General features: G+C 62.4%; 16 protein-coding genes. 14 read left to right on the top strand and 2 right to left on the bottom strand.

The features are described 5' to 3' along the window. Positions 1-456: 456 nt before the first annotated feature. The 6 genes from OUZ49_RS12950 to OUZ49_RS12925 all read left to right on the top strand — a co-directional run bounded on the left by OUZ49_RS12950 (position 457) and on the right by OUZ49_RS12925 (position 5,135). Positions 457-1,395 carry an alpha/beta hydrolase gene (locus tag OUZ49_RS12950; RefSeq protein ID WP_266150866.1) on the top strand — a complete coding sequence of 313 codons (939 nt, stop codon included), beginning with the start codon at positions 457-459 and terminating at the stop codon, positions 1,393-1,395. A gap of 172 nt (positions 1,396-1,567) precedes the next feature. Then, positions 1,568-2,215, top strand: coding sequence for a hypothetical protein (locus OUZ49_RS12945; protein WP_266150865.1), 648 nt, complete (start codon positions 1,568-1,570; stop codon positions 2,213-2,215). Positions 2,216-2,364: 149 nt separating this feature from the next. After that, entirely contained in the window at positions 2,365-3,474 is a 1,110-nt protein-coding gene (locus tag OUZ49_RS12940) for an alpha/beta fold hydrolase (protein WP_266150864.1), read from the top strand. Between the two features lie 152 nt (positions 3,475-3,626). Beyond that, positions 3,627-4,070: a GNAT family N-acetyltransferase gene (locus tag OUZ49_RS12935; protein ID WP_266150863.1), complete on the top strand. Its 444-nt coding sequence runs from the start codon at positions 3,627-3,629 to the stop codon at positions 4,068-4,070. 95 nt (positions 4,071-4,165) lie between these two features. Next, positions 4,166-4,672 (top strand): hypothetical protein, encoded by a 507-nt coding sequence (locus OUZ49_RS12930; protein WP_266150862.1) that lies wholly within the window; start codon positions 4,166-4,168, stop codon positions 4,670-4,672. 16 nt (positions 4,673-4,688) lie between these two features. Further along, positions 4,689-5,135: a hypothetical protein gene (locus tag OUZ49_RS12925; protein WP_266150861.1), complete on the top strand. Its 447-nt coding sequence runs from the start codon at positions 4,689-4,691 to the stop codon at positions 5,133-5,135. Positions 5,136-5,277: 142 nt separating this feature from the next. Here OUZ49_RS12925 and OUZ49_RS12920 read toward each other — a convergent pair whose 3' ends face one another. Next, positions 5,278-5,682 (bottom strand): GFA family protein, encoded by a 405-nt coding sequence (locus OUZ49_RS12920; RefSeq protein WP_266150860.1) that lies wholly within the window; start codon positions 5,680-5,682, stop codon positions 5,278-5,280. A 145-nt stretch (positions 5,683-5,827) separates the two neighbouring features. On the opposite strand from OUZ49_RS12920, the gene OUZ49_RS12915 reads away from it, so the two are divergent. From OUZ49_RS12915 to OUZ49_RS12880, 8 genes are all read left to right on the top strand, one after another. Next, positions 5,828-6,298 carry a RidA family protein gene (locus OUZ49_RS12915; RefSeq protein WP_266150859.1) on the top strand — a complete coding sequence of 157 codons (471 nt, stop codon included), beginning with the start codon at positions 5,828-5,830 and terminating at the stop codon, positions 6,296-6,298. A gap of 308 nt (positions 6,299-6,606) precedes the next feature. After that, positions 6,607-8,826 (top strand): peptidyl-dipeptidase Dcp, encoded by a 2,220-nt coding sequence (dcp, locus tag OUZ49_RS12910; RefSeq protein WP_266150858.1) that lies wholly within the window; start codon positions 6,607-6,609, stop codon positions 8,824-8,826. A 112-nt stretch (positions 8,827-8,938) separates the two neighbouring features. Then, positions 8,939-9,751 (top strand): sulfotransferase family protein, encoded by an 813-nt coding sequence (locus OUZ49_RS12905; protein WP_266150857.1) that lies wholly within the window; start codon positions 8,939-8,941, stop codon positions 9,749-9,751. 263 nt (positions 9,752-10,014) lie between these two features. Further along, positions 10,015-16,296, top strand: a complete 6,282-nt coding sequence (locus OUZ49_RS12900) for an autotransporter-associated beta strand repeat-containing protein (protein WP_266150855.1) — start codon at positions 10,015-10,017, stop codon at positions 16,294-16,296. Positions 16,297-16,492: 196 nt separating this feature from the next. Next, positions 16,493-17,179 carry an ankyrin repeat domain-containing protein gene (locus tag OUZ49_RS12895; RefSeq protein ID WP_266150854.1) on the top strand — a complete coding sequence of 229 codons (687 nt, stop codon included), beginning with the start codon at positions 16,493-16,495 and terminating at the stop codon, positions 17,177-17,179. Positions 17,180-17,757: 578 nt separating this feature from the next. Continuing rightward, positions 17,758-19,275 (top strand): copper-containing nitrite reductase, encoded by a 1,518-nt coding sequence (nirK, locus tag OUZ49_RS12890; protein WP_266150853.1) that lies wholly within the window; start codon positions 17,758-17,760, stop codon positions 19,273-19,275. A gap of 14 nt (positions 19,276-19,289) precedes the next feature. Further along, positions 19,290-20,048, top strand: a complete 759-nt coding sequence (locus tag OUZ49_RS12885; protein ID WP_266150852.1) for a formylglycine-generating enzyme family protein — start codon at positions 19,290-19,292, stop codon at positions 20,046-20,048. A gap of 8 nt (positions 20,049-20,056) precedes the next feature. Continuing rightward, positions 20,057-20,623: an SCO family protein gene (locus tag OUZ49_RS12880; protein WP_266150850.1), complete on the top strand. Its 567-nt coding sequence runs from the start codon at positions 20,057-20,059 to the stop codon at positions 20,621-20,623. A 35-nt stretch (positions 20,624-20,658) separates the two neighbouring features. Here OUZ49_RS12880 and OUZ49_RS12875 read toward each other — a convergent pair whose 3' ends face one another. Next, the gene (locus OUZ49_RS12875) at positions 20,659-22,953 is read right to left on the bottom strand and encodes a nitric-oxide reductase large subunit (protein ID WP_266150849.1); all 2,295 of its coding nucleotides are present in this window, start codon (positions 22,951-22,953) and stop codon (positions 20,659-20,661) included. Between the last annotated feature and the right edge of the window lie 102 nt (positions 22,954-23,055).

The raw sequence follows: 23,055 nt of genomic DNA, 5'->3' as shown, positions 1-23,055 counted from the left end.
ACTGCCCCCGCAAGCCCTGGTGGTCGGCGCGCGCCGACCACCAGTCGTGCATGTTGCTATGCATCATTCGTGCCGTGGCTAACTAAGCCGGAAAAACATGGGGTTATCGAAAATACGGACATCTAAAAGGCTTTTCGCGCACCAGTTGCAAGCTAACCGGGCAAGCCGTGCACCATTGCGGTGCAGCATTTTTGGGCCGATGGCGCGGAACTGCTGGTTGGGAACCCCTGGAACTCGCTGGGCTCGAAGCGATCGCAGCAGCACTTCTGCGCTGCCCGGGTCCGGTCCGCTTCCGACTACCAGCGGACGTCGCCTTTACAAAGACATTTTCCTGGCCCTGCCAGAGCATAGGACGCAGTTAGATATTGCCAGGGGAGTTCAGGCGTTGCGGCAAAGGTCTCGTCTTCGATATCCAATGCCGTATCAAATCATTGCGTTGCCACAAGGACGTTTGCCATGAAGCTTTGGTCAGTTGCTTTGGTGCTGCTGCTGGTAAGCGCGGGCGCGGAAGCGGAAGCGCCCGCTTGGCAAGCGGCCGGCGGGCACACGCAGTTACCGTTATGGCCCGGGGCGGCGCCCGATCTGCAATCCGTACCAGGTCCGGAAACCGTGAAGTCGAGTGACAAGTTCCTGGCCGGCAAGCCGGTGACCAACGTGTTCAACGTGACGCGGCCCACGATGACGGTGTATGCACCCACGGGAAGGAACACGGGGGCCGCGGTTGTCGTGATTCCGGGTGGCGGCTTCCAGATACTGGCCATGGACCTGGAGGGCACCGAGGCCTGCGACTGGCTGACGTCCAATGGCATGACTTGCGTGTTGCTGAAGTATCGGGTGCCAAGCAAGCCCTACGAGTGGAAATGCGATTGCCGCCCGCACAACTTGGCACTATCGGTGCCCTCACTGCAGGACGTGCAGCGAACGATGCGACTGGTGCGCTTTCACGCGGCGGAATGGCATGTCGATCCGCACAAGGTCGGCGTGCTGGGTTTCTCAGCGGGCGGATTCCTGGTGGCCGAGATCAGCACGAACTTCAATCGATCCCTGTATGCACCGGTAGATGCGGCCGACAAGGAGAGTGCGCGACCGGATTTTGCAATGCCGATTTACCCCGGGCATCTCACCGAGGGTGGTGGCAAATTGAATACCAATGTACCCGTGTCCAGCGAGACACCGCCCACCTTTCTCGTGCAGGCGGAAGACGATTATGTCGATGGCGTGGATCAGTCGATGGTCTATTACGCCGCGCTGGCAAAGGCGCATGTGCCGGCTGAGATGCATCTGTATGCTCATGGAGGCCATGCATTCGGCTTGAGGCCGACACCGGACCCGATCACGGGCTGGCCCCGGTTGGCCGAGACGTGGTTTCGGACGATAGGTATCCTCCACGACTGAGCTGGGCATTCCATGTCGGCTTTCGACCGGCCGAATCCGCAACTCGAAGCAGCCCGTTCCGGCATCCTGGTTTTGCGTCGAGACTGAATAGCGCATAGCTTCAATTGCCCGGAAGCCATGGGAATGTAAGTCTCGCTGTTTCCATAGAAGTTCTTGCATCCCAGGGGGGAGCATGCAGGCGAACGACGTCAACATAGCCGTTCACATTGGCATGGGTGCAGGCGGCCTGATTTGCGGGCTATGGCCTCTGCTATCGAGAAAGGGAGGCGTCGTTCATCGGCGCAGCGGCCGCGTATTCGTGGTGATGGCTGGCATGGTTCTAGGCACCGCCATCTTGGCCGATATCTTCCTTTACGTGCCGATAGCGCTGATAGCCGTGACACTGTCTGCTTCCTATCAGTACATCAGCAGTTTGCGCTCATTGGCGCTGCGGAACCGCTACCCTTCCACCGTCGACGCCATACTAGCCATTGTCGCGTTGATCGGATGCGCGTGGATCGTGTTATCGAAGGGCACTGGTACGGCGTCCTGGACACCCGCGATCGCCTACTCAACAGCGGCCTACGTAGCATGTATGGCGCTCTACGACTTGAGCAGGCCGTTTTGGGCGGCGTACTGGCTGCGCCGCGTCCGGCCTCTGGATCACGGACTCAAAATGACCGGATGCTATTTCGCGATGCTGTCGTCTGGAGCGGGCAATCTACTCAAGCACGCACAGCCGTGGAGCCAGGTCATTCCCTCTTCGCTCGGCATCATGGTCATGGTGGTCTTTCTTTCAAGCTATTTCGGCAGGCGCATGGACATTCCAGTGGAGGTATGACTATTCACCGAATGGTTGTTTCCGACCCGAAGCGATCATCGGCCGGCTCCAAGCCGCCCACTGGGGACAACCGGAAATAGATGGAGATCCGGCGACGGCCAGTCGCCAGTCCTGTGCTAGCTTTAAATGACATCCCCAGGGGAAATTGCATGCGCTGCGCTCCCGGAAGTTGGCTTCTTGGCCTGCTGGTGGCCTGTAGTGTCTGTTGCCCGATTAATGCCTCGTCGGCCTCCTCGGATTCCGCGACCGGGTCGGTGATCCGCACGTCGGTAGGATCGTTGGATGGTGCCCCCTATCGAATTGATATACCGAAGAACTGGAATGGTGACCTGGTCGTGCTTATGCACGGCTATGAGCCGAAGGGCGTGCCGCGCCAGAGCCCGTGGCCGCAGAATGAAGAAACGCCCGTCTTCCTTTCTCGTGGCTTTGCTGTCGCGGCCAGTGCGTTCGCTTCCCAGGGCTGGGCAGTGGGGGATGCACTGGAAGACAGCGAGCAGCTTCGTCGGCTCTTTATCAAGGAGAACGGAAAGCCGCATCGTGCTTACTTGGTCGGGTTCTCACTAGGTGGGCTGGAGGCGCTGGCAACCCTGGAACGCCACGGCCCGGCCTACAGTGGAGCGCTGTCGGTGTGTGGCGTGAATGTGTCCGCGCCGGACATTGTCGCGCGCGGCGTCGTGACGCCCCTGGTCGCCTTTGATACGTATTTCCCGGGGGTCATGCCGGATCTGGCGAATCCCGCCTCTCCAGCGATGATCGATTCGGGCCGCATTCAAGAAGCGCTGCAGAGCGATCCTACCAAGGCCGCCCGGTTAGAGGATAGGTTGCAGGAAACCAGTGCAACGTTACCTGGGACATTGATGCTCAACTATATGTTGCTGCGGGAGATCGAGCAGCGTGCAGGTGGCATGCCCGTCGATACGATGAAGGCCAACTACACTGAGTTCGCAGACGATGCCGACTTCAAACACAAGGTACGTCGCTACAAGGGAACGCCATCGGCGATGACTTATCTCGCTGACAACGTGACGCTAACTGGGCGAGTCGCCAGCCCCGTCGTACTGCAAAGGAACGCCTTCGACCAGACTGTGCCGTCCCGCTTCGATACGGTCTATCCCGAACTCGCGAAGGCCGCTGGCAATGCGTCGAAAGTGACGGTGCTGCCACGTGTGGGAGAGGGGCACTGTGACTTTACGCATGAGCAAATCGGCAAGGCCTTTGACGTTTTGGTAGAGAAGGCAGACCGGACTCAGGGGCGTTAGCCGATTGCTTGAGGCGTCGGGTTGAAGGGAAGAGATTTAACGCCCGCTTCGGGTCACCTCCGATCCAGAGAAGACACCGAGATGTCAGTCGACTTCACCATTGGCGCTCCGTCGACAAGGACGGTCGCATCAGACGCAACCTAGGGACAGCTATGGCCACATCACTCTGCACGGCGCTCGAAGACAAGCCAAGTGGTAGCGACATCAATGCAATCGTCCATGGCCTACTCGCTTTCAATCAGTCCCATACCAATGGCGCGACGCCGGAATATCTTGTGGCGACCGTTCGGGACGGCGAAGGCAAGTTGGTCGGCGGTGTTGTTGCAGCCGCTTATGTGAGTTGGCTGCAGGTCAGCGCGCTGTGGCTTCAAGATGAATTGCGCGGTCAAGGTTACGGAAGCGCCCTGATGGCACTGATCGAGGAAGCCGCGATCAAAAAAGGGTGTGCCAATGCCTTCCTCGAAACGTTCGATTTCCAGGCGCTACCCTTCTATGAAAAGCGCGGCTACACCGTCTTCAGTCGATTGCCTGACTTTCCGCCCGGGGGTGCCCGCTATGCGCTTACCAAGGCCTTGCAGGCGGGGTCGGCCGACTAGGAAGTCGCTTGGTGGCCGGGGTCTGCTTCCGATCCGTAACGGACAGTTGTAAATCAACATCGGTGATGTCTTCTAAGTAGGATCCAGGGGAAGGTATGGCTTACAGAGTCGCTCTTGCTGTTATTGCCCTCTTTGGCGCTGCCCTTACTTGCGGCGCGAGCGCGGCGGAGAAGCCATCGACCGTCACGCTGGATGGCCCTGACCTGGTCCCCAAGCGTCAAACAATCACCAAGGACACCACCTGCACCGACGATGCCCATTGCGTGGACAAGCGCGCGCTCACCCTGGAATGCCGCAACGGGGTTTCCGTACAGGCATCCATCACGCAGCCGCGGCAGGCCAGGGCGACCCTCACCAGCCTGACGTACCGTGGCAAGCCGCTGCGCGAAGAAACGCTGCACACCGTAAACCTCCTGCTCAGTGACCGACCTTCAACGGCGGTGGTGGAGGTGGAAGGTTATTGTGGTCCCTATGAGGCTGCCGTCTATATCGATACTTATGCAGATGCCTATCTGAAGACCCGGCGTCAGGAGGGCGCAACCATCATGGTTTCCCTCACCACGGACGGCCAGGAAAGTGTTCAAGTGGGGCCCTCGCTCTGAAGCACCCGGGTTACCCATGACCATCAACTGGAAATCCCTGGGCTGGATGTCGAGCGTGTTGGTCGCCGCAGCATTGGCCTTCTACGGGGCAGGGCTGGTCGCGCAGCGGGACCGACAAGTCCGACTGAGGCAAATGCACGGGTCAGACACACTGATGCAATTGGTAACAGGCTTTGGATCCGTCAATGACCAAGTGGACCCAGACTTTCATTGCCTCACCTTGCCGACGGGCATTCGCCTGGCGCACCAGCCAACGAGCAAAGAATGGATGGATCGTCAGTTCAATAAATATGCGGACTGGATGGTCATCAGCGACCGCATGGCGTCGGGCGACGACGTCTATGCCTACAGCAACATCACACATCCGCCACCAGGTGCAACCCTGTTCGCCGGCCTTGGTGGCGGGTACGTGGTGTTGCGGGGATGGTGTCTGGTCGGGCGATTGAATACCTGGGTGGAATGAGCAAAGCCGTGGTCAGAGTGCGCTCTTCCGAAATAACTGCACTCTGATCCGGGCTTCCATTCGAACAAGGCGGATCCGTCGTTCCGATTCTTCCTGAGCCATCCTCGCCAACAAGCGCTGCTCGCGACAGAGGGAGAGCGATTCAATACCAATAGTCGGTGACGCATCGACCGTCTTGCGGCATGTCATCCGTGGTGTTGAGCCCGTCGTGACGGACTATGGGAATCTGCGCAACACTCTCCAGGTCGGCCAGTCGCAGGTTGACGCCCATGGGGCGCTGTCCGTTCTCGCTGTTCTTCAATCCGCGCCAGTACGCCACGCAGCCGCAGACGGAGCAAAAATGAAACACGACCCATCTTCCCTGCGTGTAGGTTTGCGTCGGGCCCGAGACGTGAATGCCATCCCCTTCATACGCATACGCCCACAGCGCGCCGTAGCGGTGACATGCGGTGCAATTGCACACTGTTGCTGACTCGGGCGTACCTTTGAAGCGCCATTGAATCGTGCCGCAGCGGCAGGAACCATGGATCATTTCCGTCGTGGTCACTTGATGCTCTCCTCCGAGCTTGCCTGGCCGGGTTCGCCAGTGGCTGCACGACACAGGGATGAGTGATAGTAGTGCAGTATTCGGGTGTGCTCGTTCAATTGGCCTATCGCCCAATCTCACGCCACTGCTCCAGGAGACCGCTTCAATGACCCGACCCTTCGTTCGAATGCTGGCCGTCGCCACCGTAGCAGTGGCTAGTGCGTTCAACTTGCACGCCGCTCCCGCACAAGGGGGCATCACCCACTACGTTACCGGCGAGACCAAATATCCCTTCTCGCCGGCTGTACGAGCGGGCAATACCGTCTATCTCTCTGGGCAGATCGGTAACGATGCCACAGGCCTGGGCAAGGACTTCGAAACCCAGGCGCGCCTCGCCATGGACAACATCATGGCGGCGGCCAAGCTCGCGGGGATGGGGCCGGACCATATCGTCAAATGCACGGTCATGCTGGCCGACATGAAAAACTGGGACGCGTTTAACCAGATCTATCGCAGCTATTTCCAGGCCGGTCAGTTCCCTGCGCGTAGCGCCTTTGGCGTGACGGGTTTGGCTCTGGGGGCTGCACTCGAAGTGGAGTGCATTGGCTATGTCGCGACTCCGGCAAACGCTCACTGAGTCACGACGTGGGCCGCCTACTCGATCGGGGGAACAGAACACGCCCCTGGTCGATCGCGTCAGGCGCGACAAGAGACGCGCGACTCATCCGGCAGATTCCGAAGATGAAGCTGGCGCCGCAGTGGGCTCATTACGTGGTCTATCGAGTCGAAAGTTCCTCGCTGCCCAAGATCGCGACATTTCGCGAATGGTTGATGACGGAGGCGGCAGCTTCTGGCTGAGTGGGCGCGGGCCTGACTTTCGACCCATGGCAGGCGAGGCAAGGTGTGGTTAGGTGAGGGTTTGTTCAGTCCACTGGGGAACTCCTGATGCCACGCCTTCGTACGCTTGTCATAGCCACGTCCATTGCGCTGGCCGCCTGTTCGCAGCAATCGAACGAACAGGCTGCGCAGCCTGGCCCCGCTCCCTCTCCCGCTCCCGCCGGCACCGCGCCAGCCAAGGCATCCACGGCGGCGCCGGCCGCTGAGGTCAGCGCCGTGAACCCGTTCCTCTCGCCCAGCACGCTGCCCTTCGAGGCGCCGCCGTTCGACAAGATCAAGGATGGCGACTACCAGCCGGCGCTCGAGGAGGGCATGAAGCAGCACCTGGAGGAGATCAACAAGATCGCCGACAACCCGGATGCGCCAACCTTCGAGAACACCTTCATCCCGATGGAGAAGTCGGGTCAGTTGCTGTCCCGCGTTCGCCGCGCTTTCTTCGCGGTGACGGGTGCCAACACCAACGACGTACTGCAGAAAGTGCAGCAGGACGAAGCGCCCAAGTTTGCGGAGCATCAGGACGCCATTGTCCTGAACGATAAGCTCTTCAAGCGCATCGAGACGATCTACAACCAGCGTGATTCGCTCAAGCTCGATCCGGAATCCAAGCGCCTGGTGGAGGTCACCTACAAGAACTTCGTGCGCGGCGGCGCAAAACTTTCCGACGCCGACAAGACCAAGCTCAAGGCGCTCAACAAGGAAGAGTCCGGACTGCGCGCTCAGTTCGCCAAGAAGCTGCTGGCGGGCACCAAGGCCGGCGCGCTGGTGGTGGACGACAAGGCCACGCTCGATGGCTTGTCCGATGCCGACATCGCCGCCGCTTCGCAGGCAGCCGCCAGTCGCAAGCTGGACGGCAAGTGGGTGATCCCACTGCAGAACACTACGCAGCAGCCGGCGTTGCAGAACCTCAACGACCGCGCCACGCGCGAGCAGTTGTTCAAGGCGTCGTGGAATCGTGCGGAAAAGGGCGACGACAACGACACGCGCGAGCTGATTTCGCGTATCGCGCAGATTCGCGCCGAGCAGGCCAAGCTGCTGGGCTTCTCCAGTTACGCCGCTTGGAAGCTGGAAGACCAGATGGCCAAGACGCCGGAAGCGGCGATCACCTTCATGGACAAGCTGGCCCCGGCGGCCACCGCGCGTGCCCAGCGCGAGGCAAAGGATATCCAGGACGTGATCGACCAGCAGAAGGGCGACTTCAAGGTCGAGGCGTGGGACTGGAATCACTACTCCGAGCAGGTCCGCAAGGCCAAGTACGATCTCGACGAATCGCAGATCAAACCGTACTTCGAGCTGGACAACGTGCTGCAGAACGGCGTGTTCTTCGCCGCCAACCAGCTCTACGGTTTGACCTTCAAAGAGCGCAAGGACATCCCCGTCTGGCAGCCTGACGTACGCGTGTTCGAAGTGTTCGACAAGGACGGCACCTCGATGGCGCTGTTCTACTGTGACTACTTCAAGCGCGACAACAAGAACGGCGGCGCCTGGATGAGCAATCTGGTGGCCCAATCCAAGCTGATGGGCACCAAGCCCGTGGTCTTCAACGTCGCCAACTTCACCAAGCCGGCACCGGGCCAGCCAGCGCTGCTGTCGTTCGACGACGTGATCACCATGTTCCATGAGTTCGGTCATGGTCTGCATGGCATGTTCGCGAATTCCGAATACCCGAGTCTTTCGGGGTCGGCAACGGCACGCGATTTCGTGGAATTCCCGTCGCAATTCAACGAGCACTGGGCCACCGACCCGAAGATCTTCGCCAACTACGCAAAAAACTATCAGACCGGCGAACCGATGCCGCAGGCACTGGTCGAGAAGATCAAAAAGGCGAAGACCTTCAACAAGGGCTACGACATGACCGAACTGGTCGGCGCCGCCCTGCTCGACATGAGCTGGCACAGCCTGTCGGCCGATGCGCCGAAGCAGGACCCGAACACGTTCGAGATGGACGCGCTCACCAAGGCCAAGATCAACCTGAGCTATGTGCCGCCCCGCTATCGCTCCAGCTATTTCTCGCACATCTGGGGTGGCGGCTATGCCGCGGGTTACTACGCCTACCTGTGGACGGAAATGCTGGCTGACGACGCCTTCCAGGGCTTCGTCGACAAGGGCGGCCTGACCCGCGAGAACGGCGACCGCTTCCGCGCGATGATCCTCTCGCAGGGCAACACCCAGGACCTCGCCACGATGTACAGGAACTGGCGCGGCAAGGACCCGAGCATCGAGCCGATGCTGCTCAATCGCGGTCTGAAGGAGGCGCCGAGGAAGCAATGACTTCCTGGTGTTGAAATGGGAAAGGGCCGGCTACTCCGGCCCTTTTCTTTCGGACGGCTATCAATGATGTTGAAGCGTTCAAAGCCTGGGATAGGCCGAAAAAGGGGGCAGTGTGCAATCCATTCATTTCCTATCTGGCTTGCCCAGGTCCGGTTCTACGCTGCTGGCGGCGTTGCTGCGCCAGAATCCGCGGTTTTACGCGAACATGAGTGGCCCCCTCGCCGGCATGGTCAATGCCATGTTGGGTGAGATGAGTGGTCGGAACGAATTTTCGGTATTCATCACCGACCAGCAACGCCAGCGCGTGCTGCGTGGGCTTTTCGATAGTTATTACAGTGACGAGTTCACGGCGGACGTTGTCTTCGACACCAGCCGCATCTGGTGCGCGAAGTTGCCGGTGTTGCACACGCTTTTCCCTGGCGCGAAGTTGATTGCCTGCGTGCGTCACGTGTCATGGATCGTGGACAGCGTGGAGTGTGCGATTCGCAACAACGCGTTGCGCCCATCCACCATTTTCAGTTTTCAGACCGGGGGCACCGTCTACAGTCGCGCCGAAGGCATTGCCCATGGCGAGGGGATGTTGGGTTATGCGTACAACGCGCTGAAGGAAGCGTTTTACGGCGAGCATGCTAAGCATCTGATGGTCCTGCAGTACGAAACCTTGGTGCGCGATCCTGCTGGGGCCATGGCCGCGGTCTACGAGTTCATCGGCGAGCCACTGTTTCAGCACGATTTCGACAACGTGCGATTTGAGGCGGAGGAGTTTGACGAACGCGCCGGCACCCCTGGCCTGCACACTGTGGGCGGAAAGGTACAAGCGCAAGAACGCGCGACGGTGTTGCCGCCCGACATCTTCCGGCGCTTCGAGAACGACGCCTTCTGGCTTAATGCGGCGGCCAACATCCGCGCCGTACGCGTGGTGTGATTCGACGATGTACGGGCGAGGGTGAAGCCCCGTCGTTCCGCGGCCATTCCCTCCGAAAACATGGTTGATGCGGTGTCTGACATCGATCACGATTAGCGTGTTGGCGCAGGTACGTACGGGCGGGGCAAACGTATGCGCCAGTGAACGTTGGTGCGCGAAAACCTTTCGCGTCAGGGGCTCCATCGGCGGCGTTGAATGGCCGCGAATCCGAACCGCTATCGCACGCCAGCCGAGCGATGCGGCGCATGACAGGGGAAAATCGAATGAACCGTGTGTACAGACTCGTATGGAATGGGTCGCTGGCGGTCGTGCAGGTGACGTCCGAACTCACGCGAACGCGGGGTTCGTCTTCCGGCGCATCCGGTACGCGCGTCCCGCGCCGCCATCCGCTTGCGCTGGCAATTGCCGCCCTGGCGTTGGCTTGTGTGACCGCGCCGGCATGGAGCGAGACTTGTACGCCAAGCGCCTCCTCGGGATGCGGTGCGGCGGGCGGCATCGGTGGACGCCCCGGTCGCAGCCCGATTGGCGGTGCTGGTAACGGCGACGGCGGCGATGCGATCGTGTGGAACCCCAATACCAGCGAAAGCGCGGGTAGCACCGCCACCAACGGCACGGGTGGCAATGGCGCGAACGGGATCTTCAACGTAGGTTCGACCAATATCACGGCAATCGGCGGCGCCGGCGGCACCGCAGGGGCCATCGGTTCAGCGGGCGTCGCCGCGTCCGTTACCGGTGGTACCGGCAGTGCGGGCCAGGCCGAGTCGGGAGCAAGCGTTGTCGGCAGTGGCGGCGGTGGCGGCGGAGCCGGCGTTTACATCAACGACGGCAGCTCGGCGCCCTTCGTGGGGAGTGCCACAACCATCGCCGGCGGTATGGGCGGCAAGGGTGGTGATGCGACCGCCTCGGCGGCCAATGGCAACGCCACGAACGGCGACCCGGGTGGCGGTGGCGGCGGTGGCGCGGGTGTGATCATTGCGGCGGGCGCGGGTGGCGTATCCCTCATCAACACCGGCAGGTTGCTGGGTGGCGCTGGCGGGGCCGGCGGCAATGGCGGCTATGCCGGCAGTGGTGGCGCCGGCGGTGATGGCCTGCTGGTGCTCGGCGCCGGAGCGGCGGTCACCAACAACGCTACCGGCTCGATCATCGGCGGCCTCGGAGGCAGCCCTGGGATTTATCAGGACGGCGGGAACCTGCCCGGTGGTTACGGTGGTGGTGGCGCAGGCGTCAACCTTGTGGGTGCGGGCTCATCGCTGGAGAACGCGGGCTTGATCATCGGCGGCAACGCCAACACCGTCTCCCCGATACCGAGCGCGCAGGACGGCACGCCGGGTGTTGGCGTGCGCGGCTGGGGTGGAGTCACGGTTGTCAACGAAGGCACCATTGCCGGTGGCAGCAACGGCACCACACAGGCGGATTCGGTGCTTTTCTCCGGCGGTGGCAACCAGCTGGTGGTACTGTCGGGCGCCTCGTTTACCGGCAATATCCAGAGTATCAGCGGCAACACCAACGGCGGCGACATCCTTACGCTGGCGGGCGGCATAAACGGGTCCCTCAATGCCGCACTGATCAATGGCTTCGTCAGCAATACCAAGACCGGTAACAGCGACTGGACACTGACCGGCACGGGCAACGCGGGCATCGACTGGACGATCCAGCAAGGTGTGCTAACCGGCAACAGCAGTGCCCTCGTTGGCAATCTGACCTTCGTGAGCAATGGCATCGGAACGCCAGCGGTGGACTTCAACCAGGCTTCTACGGGTAGCTTCGCCGGCTCGATGAGCGGCATGGGTCAGCTCATCAAGGATGGCGCCGGCTCGCTCTCGCTTTCAGGTGACGCGTCCACGTTCAGCGGGTCCTTGACCATCAACCAGGGCACGGTGGCGCTGACGGGCAACGGCAATTTCCAGGGCGCCGATGTTCTCGATGGCGGCGCCCTCGATGTCAGCGGTACCACGGGCACGACGGCTACGATCGCCGGTGTGTCCGGCAACGGCACGGTGACGCTGGGCACGCATACGCTGGTGATCGACAACGCTGCTAACGAAAATTTCGGCGGCACGATTGTCGGCATCGGCGGCGTCACGCTCAATGGCGGCATGCAGACGTTCTCCGGTGCCAACGCCTATACCGGGGTTACGACACTCAACGGCGGTACGCTCGTCGTTTCTGCGGATACCAACCTGGGGCAGAGTACCGCTGGGTTGTCCCTCAACGGCGGCACGCTGGAGACCGATGGCGCGTTTGCGACCAGCCGCAACATTAGCCTGGTCAACACCGGTGGCACGTTGCAGACCAATGCCGACCTGGCGGTATCGGGCGGCATCAGCGGCAACGGCGCGCTGATCAAGACGGGCGTGGGCACGCTGACGCTCATCGGCGTCAACAGCTACATTGGCGGCACGTTGGTCAGTGCAGGCACCCTGCAAGGCAATACGACCAGCCTGCAGGGGAGCATCACCGACAACGCTGCACTGGTGTTCAACCAGGCCGCCAATGGCACCTATGGCGGCACAGTCTCCGGCATCGGCACATTGACCAAGACCGGTACCGGCACGCTGGTGCTGACCGGAGTCAACAATTATGTCGGCGGCACGACGATCAGCGCCGGCACGCTGCAAGGCAATACGAGCAGCCTGCAAGGCGATATCGTCAATAACGCCGCACTGGTGTTCAACCAAGGCAGTAGCGGCATCTATGTCGGCGTGATCTCTGGCGCCGGTACGCTGACCACGAATGGCCCAGGCACGCTGACCCTCGACGGCGTCAACACGGCCAGCGGTCTTACCACCGTGGCTTCCGGTTCCACGCTGCTCATTGGCGACAGCTTGCACACCGCAGCCGCCCTGGGCGGCGATGTCAGCGTCAACGGAGGCACGCTTGGCGGTTACGGCAGCGTGCAGGGTAGTGTCGTGCTTGCCAACGGTGCTTCACTCACGCCGGGCAGTGCGCTCGCCGCGGGCACCTTGACCGTCAATGGCAATCTCACCATCGGTGCCGGGTCGCAGCTGAACTTCGACTTCGGCTCGCCCGGTCCCAACTTCAGCACGCCTGGCCAGGGCGATCACGTTGTAGTGAACGGCAGCCTGTCGATCGACAGCGCCACCCTCAACGTCAACAATCTCGGCAGCATGGGGCCGGGCTTGTACAACCTCTTCGACTGGGGTGGTTCGTTGAACATCACCGCCGGCGGTTTTGCGCCGCCGAGTGGCATGGCATTGCAGATACTCACCGTCACCAAGCAGATCAATCTGGTCGACACGCTTGGCCTCACGTTGGCGGCGTGGAATGCGAACGGGCTGGCCAGCGCAAGCCAAATGGGCGGCGGCAGCGGTACGTGGTCGTTGAATTCCAACACCTGGTCCGACACCACCGGCCAGTTTGTCGGGCCGATGTCGCCGCAACCGGACTTTGCGATCTTCGGTGGCGCATCAGGCACGGTGACAGTGGATGACACCAACGGCACGGTCGGCGCCACCGGCATCCAGTTCGTCAGTGACGGCTACCATGTGACGGGCGGCGCCATCAATCTGGTTGGGCAGGGTGGCGTAGCGCCGGTCCTTCGCGTGAGCAGCGGTGCTATCGCCACCATCGACAATGTACTGGATGGCGTCAATGGCCTGAACAAGACCGATGGCGGCACGCTGGTTCTCAACGGTATCAATGGTTACACCGGCACGACCACACTGAGTGGCGGCAACCTGGCGGTGTCCTCCGATGCCAACCTCGGCGCGAGCACCAATCCGCTGGATTTCGAAGGCGGCACGCTGGAAGTCACCGGCACCACGTTCAACCAGACGGCCCGCAACATTGTCTGGGGCAATGCAGGTGGCGGCTTTGACATCGACAATGCTGCTAATGCGTTCACGGTGGCGCAGGCGTTGACGGGTAGTGGCGGCCTCACAAAAGGCGGCGCAGGCACGCTGGTGCTCACCGGTGCGGATTCCTACGCCGGGACAACTACCATCGGTGCCGGCACCCTTTCCTTATCAGGCAGCGGCAGCATCGCCCATTCCGCGGACGTGAATATAGCGACTGGCGCCACCTTCGACATCAGCCACACCACAAGTGGTGCGTCCATCACGTCGCTCGACGGCAGTGGCTTCGTCAATCTCGGCAACCAGACGCTCACGCTGACCCAGGCCAGCGGCAACTTTGCCGGTACGATCGCCGGCGCCGGCGGGCTTACCCTCGCCAGCGGCAACGAAACCCTGGCCGGGTCCAACCTCTATACCGGCGCCACCGCGATCAATGGCGGCACGCTGGCCTTGTCGGGCAGCGGCGCACCGACCCATTCGTCAGACGTCAACGTCGCCAGCGGCGCCATCTTCGATATCTCGGGCACCAGCAGTGGCGCGTCGATCGTCTCACTCGATGGCAACGGCAAGGTGAGCCTCGGCAACCAGGTGTTGACGCTGACGAATGCGGCTGGCCATTTCGGCGGCACCATCACGGGTAACGGTGGCCTCACGCTGGCCGGCGGGACCGAGACTCTCGGGGGCAACAACACGTATCTCGGTGGCAGCACGATCAATGGTGGCACGCTGTCGGTGTCGAGCGATGCCAACCTGGGTGACGCGTCGGGTGGTCTCACCTTCAACGGCGGCACGCTGGCGAACACAGCCTCGTTCAACTCGGCGCGCAACATCACGTTGGCAGGCAGCGGCACATTTGACACCGTCGGTAGCCTCGTCACGTCAGGCAACATCGACGGACCAGGTGCATTGATCAAGAACGGCGCGAGTAATCTGGTGCTTACTGGCACCGATAGCTACACCGGTGGTACCACGATCAATCAAGGCACGCTGCAGATTGGCAACAACGGGACCGCAGGCTCCATTACCGGCGACGTGACCATCGGCGCCCATGGCGTGCTCACGTTTTTCCGCAGCGATGCGCTTGAATTCCCAGGTGCGATTTCCGGCAGCGGCGCACTGGTGCAGAACGCCGGCACACTCATTCTGGACGGCAACAGCAATGGCTTTACCGGCACCACGACCGTGCAGGCAGGCGCGCTGGAAGTGGGCGATGCAAGCACGCCAGCGGCCGTGCTGGGTGGCAACGTGACCGTCGCCAGTGGCGGCACGCTGCGCGGCCACGGCACGATTGGCGGCAACGTCAGTAACGGCGGCACGCTGTGGGCGGGTGGCTCGATCGGCACACTCACCATCCAGGGCAACTACACCCAGCTCGCCAACGGTGTGTTTGAGGTGGAAGCGACCCCCAGTGGTCAGGCCAGTCTACTGAGCGTCGGCGGCACCGCCAGCCTCGCGGGCACGGCGCTGGTGCTGGCCGATGCGGGCAACTGGGCGCCGCTCACCAGCTACACGGTGCTCACCGCCGCCGGTGGCGTCAGTGGCCGGTTCGCTTCGGCCAGCGCCAACCTGGCCTTTCTCGAGCCGGTACTTAGCTATGGCACCAACGCGGTGACGTTATCACTGGAGCGCAACGACATCAGCTTCGCCACCGTGGCGCAGACGCCCAACCAGCGGGCAGTGGCGACGGCGACGAACGCCCTGGGTCCAAGCAGCCCCCTCTATGATGCGCTGGTGGTGTTGGACGCGGCTACCGCCCGCCACGCCTTCGATCAGCTCTCCGGCGAAATCCACGCCTCGACCCGCACGGCGATTGCCGACAACGATCACTACGTGCGCGAAGCGATCAACCAGCATCTTGCCGGTCAAGACAACAATGCGAACGGCCTGAATGTCACCGACGACCACGGCGTCACCGCCTGGACTGCCGTTTGGGGGCATTGGGGCAGCCATGACAGCGATGGCAATGCATCTGACCTCAGTGACGACGGCAGTGGCCTGCTGATCGGGGGCGACCTGCCGGTAGGTGGTAGCGCGCGGCTGGGCGCGGTGATCGGCACCGGTCAAGGCACGGCACGCATCGCCACGCTGGGTGCGTCTTCCCACATGGTCGACCAACACCTGGGCTTGTACGGCAGCATGCAGACCGGCCCGCTGCAGTGGCAGGGGGGCGTCATCTACGGCTGGCAGAAGGTGGACACGAACCGCTTCATCGGTTTTGGCACCTTCGGCGGCAGTGCAGGCAGCAGCTACCGCGCCAACACCGCGCAGGGCTATGTCGATGCAAGCTGGCCGATTGCGCTGGGCCGCACCATGCTGGCGCCGTTCGCGAACCTGGCCGTCGAGCGCTTGAGCACGCCGACGATTCACGAGAACGGCATGCCCGCCACGCTGGATGTGGCCGCGCAGGACAGCACCCTCGGCTACAGTACGCTGGGCCTGCGGACCATCTTCGACCTCGGGGGGGCAGATCACGGCCTGCACGCGCACGTGGGCCTGGGCTGGCAGCACGCCTGGGGCGATACGGTGCCCGGCGCGACCATGCGCTTTGCCGCCGGTGGCGACAGCTTCGACATCGCCGGCCTGCCGGTGGCGCGCAATGCCGGCGTGCTCAACACGGGCATCAGCTTCACCATCACGCCCAACGTTTCGGTGGATGCCAGCTACCAAGGTCAGTTTGCTCAGCGCGCTTCGGATCAGTCCGCGCGCTTGAGTCTGGATTGGAGGTTCTGAGGTTTGCCGGAGCGCTGCTCGTCAGATGGCGGCGCTCCGCAGACTAAAGCCGCTTGATCGCTTGCGTGATTTGGATAGATGTTAGTCCGCAACTCGAAGCAGACACCATAGAGTTGCGCGCAAGCCATCGGGTGGGTTCGCGTGCTTCCTTATCAGCCACGACGAACGAAGCTGGTCCAATTCCTAAGGGGTGATCATGAGCAGGATGTCGTGTTGCGCTGCCGTATTGTCGATCGGGCTTGTGCTGTCGTCAGCCTCGAGGGCATCCGATCCGTCGGATCCGACTTCGGATACCGTTTCGAACGTGCTGACACGCGCACTCCAGCGAGGCCTTTGTCACGGGGAGGCGGCCAAAGACGAGATGGCTGACCGAGAGAGGTTGGCTCAAATAGCCGCTTCACTGGCTGATCCCAACGCGTCAATGCCGTTGCACGGCCAGCAGATGAACGCGATTGACATGGCTGTCCTCGCGGACGATGCCGACCTGCTCAATAGGCTGTTCGAAAAAGGAGCGCAGATCCGGGAAGAGAATGCCCTGAGGATGCTGTCATGGGCCGTTCAATACGACTCCACGGCTACTTTGGTGACCCTGATGGCGCATGGACTGGATCCAAATCTCAGAGCTGACGGCAATGTGCTCAGCCCACTCGAAGCAGCATCACTCCATGATCAAGCATCGAATGTTTACGCGCTGGTCGCCGCTGGCGTTCGACTGGACACGCCTCCGAACTCAAAAGGCTTCAATGCCCTTACAGCAGCCGTCATTTGCAAGAATCAGCATCTCGCGGACTATCTGATGGCAAAGGGAGTGGTCATAACCGACCTCACTCGGCAGAAGGCCGCAGAGAACGGCATTAACCTGGCAGCCGTGCCGTCGGGTTGATGTCGATGGAATGTGCGTCGACCAGCTGATTCCGCAATGCACAGCGGACCTCGAGGATTGCCAGCAGCAGAGGCACTGAGCTCGCGCGACCGTCCAGCGGCGCCAATGGGCGCTTGTTACCGGAGGTAGGGTAGCTACGGTCTGCCATGGACCTTGGGCGCACGGGAGACGCCCAGACAATGCCAGCCGCTTGAGTGACGGGTAGGCTGGCCCATCAAAGTCTTCGCACTCAGCGACGTGGTCAAGGATCACCTCGCCTCCGCCGAGCCAGGCAAGTTCACCGAAGGCGGCCGGACACTACTTGGGTACCCGGATTCATCCTCCTCTGAAATCCAGAAAGCCATCCTAGCCATGCCCGCCAGGGTCGAGCAGGGCCTGCCCGTGTCATATGGGTGGGCCGACCATTTGCAGGGCAGATGGGAGCTCGCTCCAAGAGGCAGCGCCCCGCGTTGACGGGTCGCTCACGCCAGCGGGCGCAAGGTTCCGCTTATTTCCATTCACTTCGTTCCCGCGGCCGGCATGGTTGGGCGGTGAGCATGCCGGGTTGCGTGACGGGAATCCGAAAGGGGAGCGTTACGATGAAGCGGCAGTTGATGACCATGTGGGTGGCCGGCTGCATGCTGGCCTTGGCGGCCTGTTCGGGCAAGACGGCGAATGACACCGCGGCGAGCAGCAGCGCGCCAGCGAAATCCGCGACATCGGTACCTGGTGATTTCGGTCCGCCGCAGGGCGAACCCATCCATGCCGTGCTGGGCATACCACCGAATGTGCCGCCACCGATCCATCGCGATCATCCGGCCAAGGTGATCGTGGACCTGGAAGTGATCGAGAAGGAGATGCCGATTTCCGAAGGCGTCACCTACACCTACTGGACCTTCGGCGGCACGGTACCCGGCAGCTTCATCCGCGTGCGCCAGGGCGACACGGTGGAGTTCCATCTGAAGAATTCGCCGGACAGCAAGATGCCGCATAACATCGACCTGCATGGCGTCACCGGTCCGGGCGGCGGCGCGGCGTCGAGCTTCACCGCACCGGGCCACGAGAGCCAGTTCACCTTCAAGGCGCTCAACGCCGGCATCTACGTCTATCACTGCGCGACTGCGCCGGTAGGCATGCACATTGCCAACGGCATGTACGGCCTGATCCTGATCGAGCCGCCGGAAGGCCTGCCCAAGGTGGACCACGAGTACTACGTGATGCAGGGCGACTTCTATACGACGGGCAAGTACCGCGAGAAGGGTCACCAGCCGTTCGATATGGACAAGGCCATCGATGAGCATCCGACCTACGTGCTGTTCAACGGCCACGAGGGTTCGCTCACCGGCGACCACGCGCTCACCGCCAAGACCGGGGAAACCGTGCGCCTGTTCGTGGGCAATGGCGGGCCCAACCTGGTCTCCAGCTTCCACGTGATCGGCGAGATCTTCGACAAGGTCTACTTCGAAGGTGGCACGCACGCGCAGGAGAACGTGCAAACCACCTTGATTCCCGCTGGCGGCGCGATCATGGGCGAGTTCCATGTCGACGTGCCGGGCAGCTACGTGTTGGTCGACCATTCGATTTTCCGCGCCTTCAACAAGGGCGCGCTGGGCATCCTCAAGGTGGAAGGCCCGGAGAACAAGGCGATCTACTCGGGCAAGGAGGTGGACTCGGTCTACCTGGGTGACCGCGCCGGGCCGAACCTGCAGGCGGTGGCGGTCGCCGCCCAGGCGCATGCCAGCGGCACGCTGAGCAAGGACGAGCAGATCGCCGCGGGCAAGGAGTTGTTCGCCGGTACCTGCTCGGTCTGCCACCAGCCCAATGGCGAAGGCCTCGAAGGGGTGTTTCCGCCGTTGGCCAAGTCCGATTTCCTGGCCAAGCTGAGCAAGGACGACTTGATCAGCATCCCCCTGCATGGCCACACCGGCAAGGTCACCGTCAACGGCAAGGAGTACGATTCGGTGATGCCGCCGATGGGTCAGCTCACCGACGACGAGGTGGCCAATATTCTTACCTTCGTGCTCAACAGCTGGGGCAACCCAGGTGGGCAGATCACCAAGGAAGACGTGGCCAAGGTACGCGCGCAGCCCGCGCCGACACCTGCGGCAGGGCACTGATGGGTTCGATAGTCATGCGTGGGTGGTGGCTGGTCATGGGCATGTGTGCGGCGTCGGCGTCGCTGGCGGCGGACTACGTGCCCTTGCCTGGCGGCAGCTTCGCCAGCGTGATCGCAGCCGACAACAAGAGCGCGCCGGCGCAGATCAAGCCGTTTCGCCTGCGCACCGAGCCCGTGACGAACGCCGAGTTCCTGGCCTTCGTCAGGGCGCATCCGCAGTGGCGACGTGATCGCGTGGCGCCGGTCTTCGCCGATGGCCAGTATTTATCGCGCTGGGCCAGCGCCGATGCGCTGGGTGCCAGCGAATTGCCGCAGCAACCCGTGACGCGGGTGAGCTGGTTCGCGGCACAGGCTTTCTGCGAGAGCGAGCAGGCGCGCCTGCCCTCATGGTACGAGTGGGAATACGCCGCGGCCGCCGACGCGCATCGCGCCGATGCCCGCAGCGATCCCGCCTGGCGCGACCGCGTGCTGGATTGGTACAGCCGTCCGTCAAACACGCCGCTGCCCTTGGTGGGTGGTGACGCGGACGTGCACGGCGTGCGCGACCTCAATGGCCTGGTGTGGGAATGGGTGGACGACTTCAACGCCTTGCTGGTGAGTGGCGATGGTCGAGAGCAGGATGGCGCCGACAAGGTGCGCTTCTGCGGTGCCGGCGCCGCCAACATGCAGCAGAAGGAAAACTACGCCACCCTGATGCGCGTGGCCATGCTGTCCGCGCTCAAGGCCTCGGACACCACCAACAACCTGGGCTTCCGCTGCGCGCGGCCCGAGTGAGGCATTCGATGAGACGCCTGTTGATATCCTGGCTTTGCCTGCTACTGGTCGGCCCGGCACTGGCGGCGACGCCGCTGCCGAACGATTCGATTTATCAGCTCGGCATCAAGCTCACCGATCAGGGCGGGCACAGCTGGACGTTGTCCGAACGCCGCGGGCGCGTGCAGCTGATAACCATGTTCTACACGTCCTGCGCCATGGTCTGCCCGATGACCGTGGACACCATGAAAGCCACACGCAAAGCCCTGGACGAGCCTGCGCGTGACAAGCTGGATCTGCTCGCGGTCAGCTTCGATCCGGCGCGCGACAACGTGGCGGCCTTGCAGCAGTACGCCCAGAAGCGCCAGCTCGATGCGCCGCACTGGACCCTGGCCCGCGCCGAGCCGCAGGACGTGCGCGCGCTTTCCGCACTGCTGGGCCTGCAGTACCGTCAGTTGCCCGACGGCGACTTCAATCACTCCACCGAACTGATCCTGCTCGATCCCGACGGGCGCATCATTGCGCGCACCACGGTGATCGGACGAGTCGATCCGACCTTCGTGGACGCCGTACGCAAGGCACTCGCGGCGAGCTGACGCACTTCTGCCTCTTTGGCGGCAAACGGCGCGCCTCAGGGCTGAAGCGGATAACGCGAAAGCCACCAGCCCTTGATCGCGGCCATGGCCATGGGCACGGCGCCGAACACGATCATTACCAGGTCGCCGGGCATGCGCAGCCATTCGATCAGGCGGGAGCGCGGCGCATTGACGTAGTCGTAGCCGCGGGCGTGCCAGTAACCGTTCGACATGACATCCCAGACCTGCAGCACGCCACTGGGAAACAGGCTCATCACCAGCATCATGGCCAGGCCGATGTTGACGCCCCAGAATCCGACCTTGACGTACTTCTCGACGGCAGGCCATTGCGCCTCGGCGGTGGTTTGCCGAATGACGAATACCAACAAGGCCAGCGCAAGCATGCCAAACACGCCAAGCATGGCGGCGTGACCGTGGTTTGGCGTGAGCTGGGTACCGACTTCGTAGTAACTGACAATCGGCAGGTTGATCAGGAAACCGAACACGCCGGCACCGACGAAATTCCAGAAGCCAACGGCCATCAGGAAATAAAACGTCCACTTGTGCGGTATCCGCAGCACCCCTCCCTGGTCATCGCGCCCGCCCTGGGTGGTCCGCACGAAGTCCCAGGCATCCAGCGTCAACAGCGTCAGTGGCACCACTTCGAGCGCTGAGAACAGCGCGGACAGGGCCATGTTGAACTGGGTCTGGCCACTGAAGTACCAGTGGTGCCCGGTGCCGATCAGGCCACCCAGGAAGTAGAGGATCGCGTCGAGATAAATGACCCGCATGGCCGTCGTCAGGCGCGTCAGTCCCAGCTGGTAGAACACCACAGCCACCACGGTGGTGGCGAAGAATTCGAAGAAGCCTTCCACCCACAGGTGAATGATCCAGAAGCGCCAGGTATCGACCACCGTGTAGTTGGTCTCGGCGCCAAAGAACAGGGCGGGCAGGTAGAACACGGGGATCGACAGCGCGGCGAACAGGAAGACGCGAGCGAGCGGGCGGGCTTCCACCTGCACCACATCGCGCGGGCGCGCGAGATACCAGAGCAGGGCGAACCATCCGAGCAGGCCAACCACCAGCAGGTACTGCCAGATCCGCCCCAGCTCCAGGTATTCCCAGCCCTGGTTGCCGAGCCAGAACCACCAGCGCCCCAGCAGCTGCGAGATGCCGGCCCACTCGCCGAGCAGGCTGCCCACGATCACCACCGCGAACGCGGCGAACAGCAGATGAATCGCCATGGGCAGCCAGCTTGGCTCGTCGCGGCGCAGCGAGCGCGCCAGATAGAGGGCCGCCGCGACATAGGAGGTGGCGATCCAAAAAATGGCGGTCTGCAGGTGCCAGACGCGCAGCACGTTGCTGGGGAAGATGCGCTCCAGCTCGAAGCCATAAAAGGTGCCCGGGTCGGCACGGAAATGCGCTACCGCGCCACCAATGAGCGTCTGCGCGAGGTAGAGCAACGCCACCACCACGAAGAACTTGGCCAGCGCACGCTGCCCGGGGCTCGATTGCCCGGGAATGACCTGAGGCGTGGCCCGGTGGCCGCGCGTGATCCAGCCGAGGTAGTCGAATTTACCGAACGCGAGCAGCACCGCGGCGATGCCGCCCAGCAGCATCACCAGGCTCAGAGCACTCCACAGCAGTGCACCGCTTGGCGCCACGTTGCCGACTGCAGGATCGAACGGAAAGTTATTGGTGTAGGAATACGCATGACCGGGTCGGTTGGCCACCGAAACCCAGGCCGCCCAGCTGACGAAGGCGCTGAACTGGTGCAGCTCCTGCGGGTCGCTGATCAAGCCGCGCTTGAGTCCTGCGTTGCGGGTGGGCTCCTGAAAATATCCGGTCCAATAGGCGGCCTCCTGTTCGAAAGCCTTCGCTTCCGGTGCCGTGAGCGACAGGCGGTCACTGGCCGGATCGTAGCGATTGGTCTTGAGCATCACGGCCGTCTGTCCTTGAACGGCGGCCTGCTGCATCGGATCTAGCGACGCCCACGGCTGCTGGTACTGCTGTTGCGCGAGATGCTGTTCGGTCGCCGTGCCCATGCGATGCAATGCTTCGGCCCCGAAGTCCGGCCCAAGATAGGCGCCGTGGCCCCAGATGCTGCCGTTGTCCATCAGGCCGTATTTCAGGAAAACCGCTTGCCCGGCGCGTATGTCGTCGCCGGTATACAGCACGGCGCCATCGGGGCCGACCACCTGCGCAGGAACTGGCGGCGCGTTCCGATACGCCAGCACGGTGACGGCAAGCAAGGTGGAAAAACCGATCACCATCACCACCAGCACGGCGCGCAGCCACCACGGTGACAGGCGATCCTCATTCACGCGCATTCCCACGACGGCCTCGATCATGACCACGCGCTCCCTTAGGTATTCACGGAATACGGCCGAGTGGAGCCTGCCAGGGCATTCGGCCACCGCGAGTCTATGCCGCAAGCCGCGTGAAAGCCGCGC

The organism is Dyella halodurans (genome assembly GCF_026283925.1).
Classification (GTDB): Bacteria; Pseudomonadota; Gammaproteobacteria; order Xanthomonadales; family Rhodanobacteraceae; genus Dyella; species Dyella halodurans.
The sequence above is the reverse complement of the archived record's forward strand: the minus strand, read 5'-3'. Positions and strand labels throughout refer to the sequence as shown.

What these genes read in the sequence shown, in the direction of transcription:
- nirK (WP_266150853.1), top strand. Translation starts at nt 17,758, where the DNA reads ATGAAGCGGCAGTTGATGACCATGTGGGTGGCCGGCTGCATGCTGGCC.
- OUZ49_RS12950 (WP_266150866.1), top strand. Translation starts at nt 457, where the DNA reads ATGAAGCTTTGGTCAGTTGCTTTGGTGCTGCTGCTGGTAAGCGCGGGC.
- OUZ49_RS12945 (WP_266150865.1), top strand. Translation starts at nt 1,568, where the DNA reads ATGCAGGCGAACGACGTCAACATAGCCGTTCACATTGGCATGGGTGCA.
- OUZ49_RS12880 (WP_266150850.1), top strand. Translation starts at nt 20,057, where the DNA reads ATGAGACGCCTGTTGATATCCTGGCTTTGCCTGCTACTGGTCGGCCCG.
- OUZ49_RS12940 (WP_266150864.1), top strand. Translation starts at nt 2,365, where the DNA reads ATGCGCTGCGCTCCCGGAAGTTGGCTTCTTGGCCTGCTGGTGGCCTGT.
- OUZ49_RS12875 (WP_266150849.1), bottom strand. Translation starts at nt 22,953, where the DNA reads ATGATCGAGGCCGTCGTGGGAATGCGCGTGAATGAGGATCGCCTGTCA.
- dcp (WP_266150858.1), top strand. Translation starts at nt 6,607, where the DNA reads ATGCCACGCCTTCGTACGCTTGTCATAGCCACGTCCATTGCGCTGGCC.
- OUZ49_RS12925 (WP_266150861.1), top strand. Translation starts at nt 4,689, where the DNA reads ATGACCATCAACTGGAAATCCCTGGGCTGGATGTCGAGCGTGTTGGTC.
- OUZ49_RS12915 (WP_266150859.1), top strand. Translation starts at nt 5,828, where the DNA reads ATGACCCGACCCTTCGTTCGAATGCTGGCCGTCGCCACCGTAGCAGTG.
- OUZ49_RS12935 (WP_266150863.1), top strand. Translation starts at nt 3,627, where the DNA reads ATGGCCACATCACTCTGCACGGCGCTCGAAGACAAGCCAAGTGGTAGC.
- OUZ49_RS12885 (WP_266150852.1), top strand. Translation starts at nt 19,290, where the DNA reads ATGCGTGGGTGGTGGCTGGTCATGGGCATGTGTGCGGCGTCGGCGTCG.
- OUZ49_RS12895 (WP_266150854.1), top strand. Translation starts at nt 16,493, where the DNA reads ATGAGCAGGATGTCGTGTTGCGCTGCCGTATTGTCGATCGGGCTTGTG.
- OUZ49_RS12930 (WP_266150862.1), top strand. Translation starts at nt 4,166, where the DNA reads ATGGCTTACAGAGTCGCTCTTGCTGTTATTGCCCTCTTTGGCGCTGCC.
- OUZ49_RS12900 (WP_266150855.1), top strand. Translation starts at nt 10,015, where the DNA reads ATGAACCGTGTGTACAGACTCGTATGGAATGGGTCGCTGGCGGTCGTG.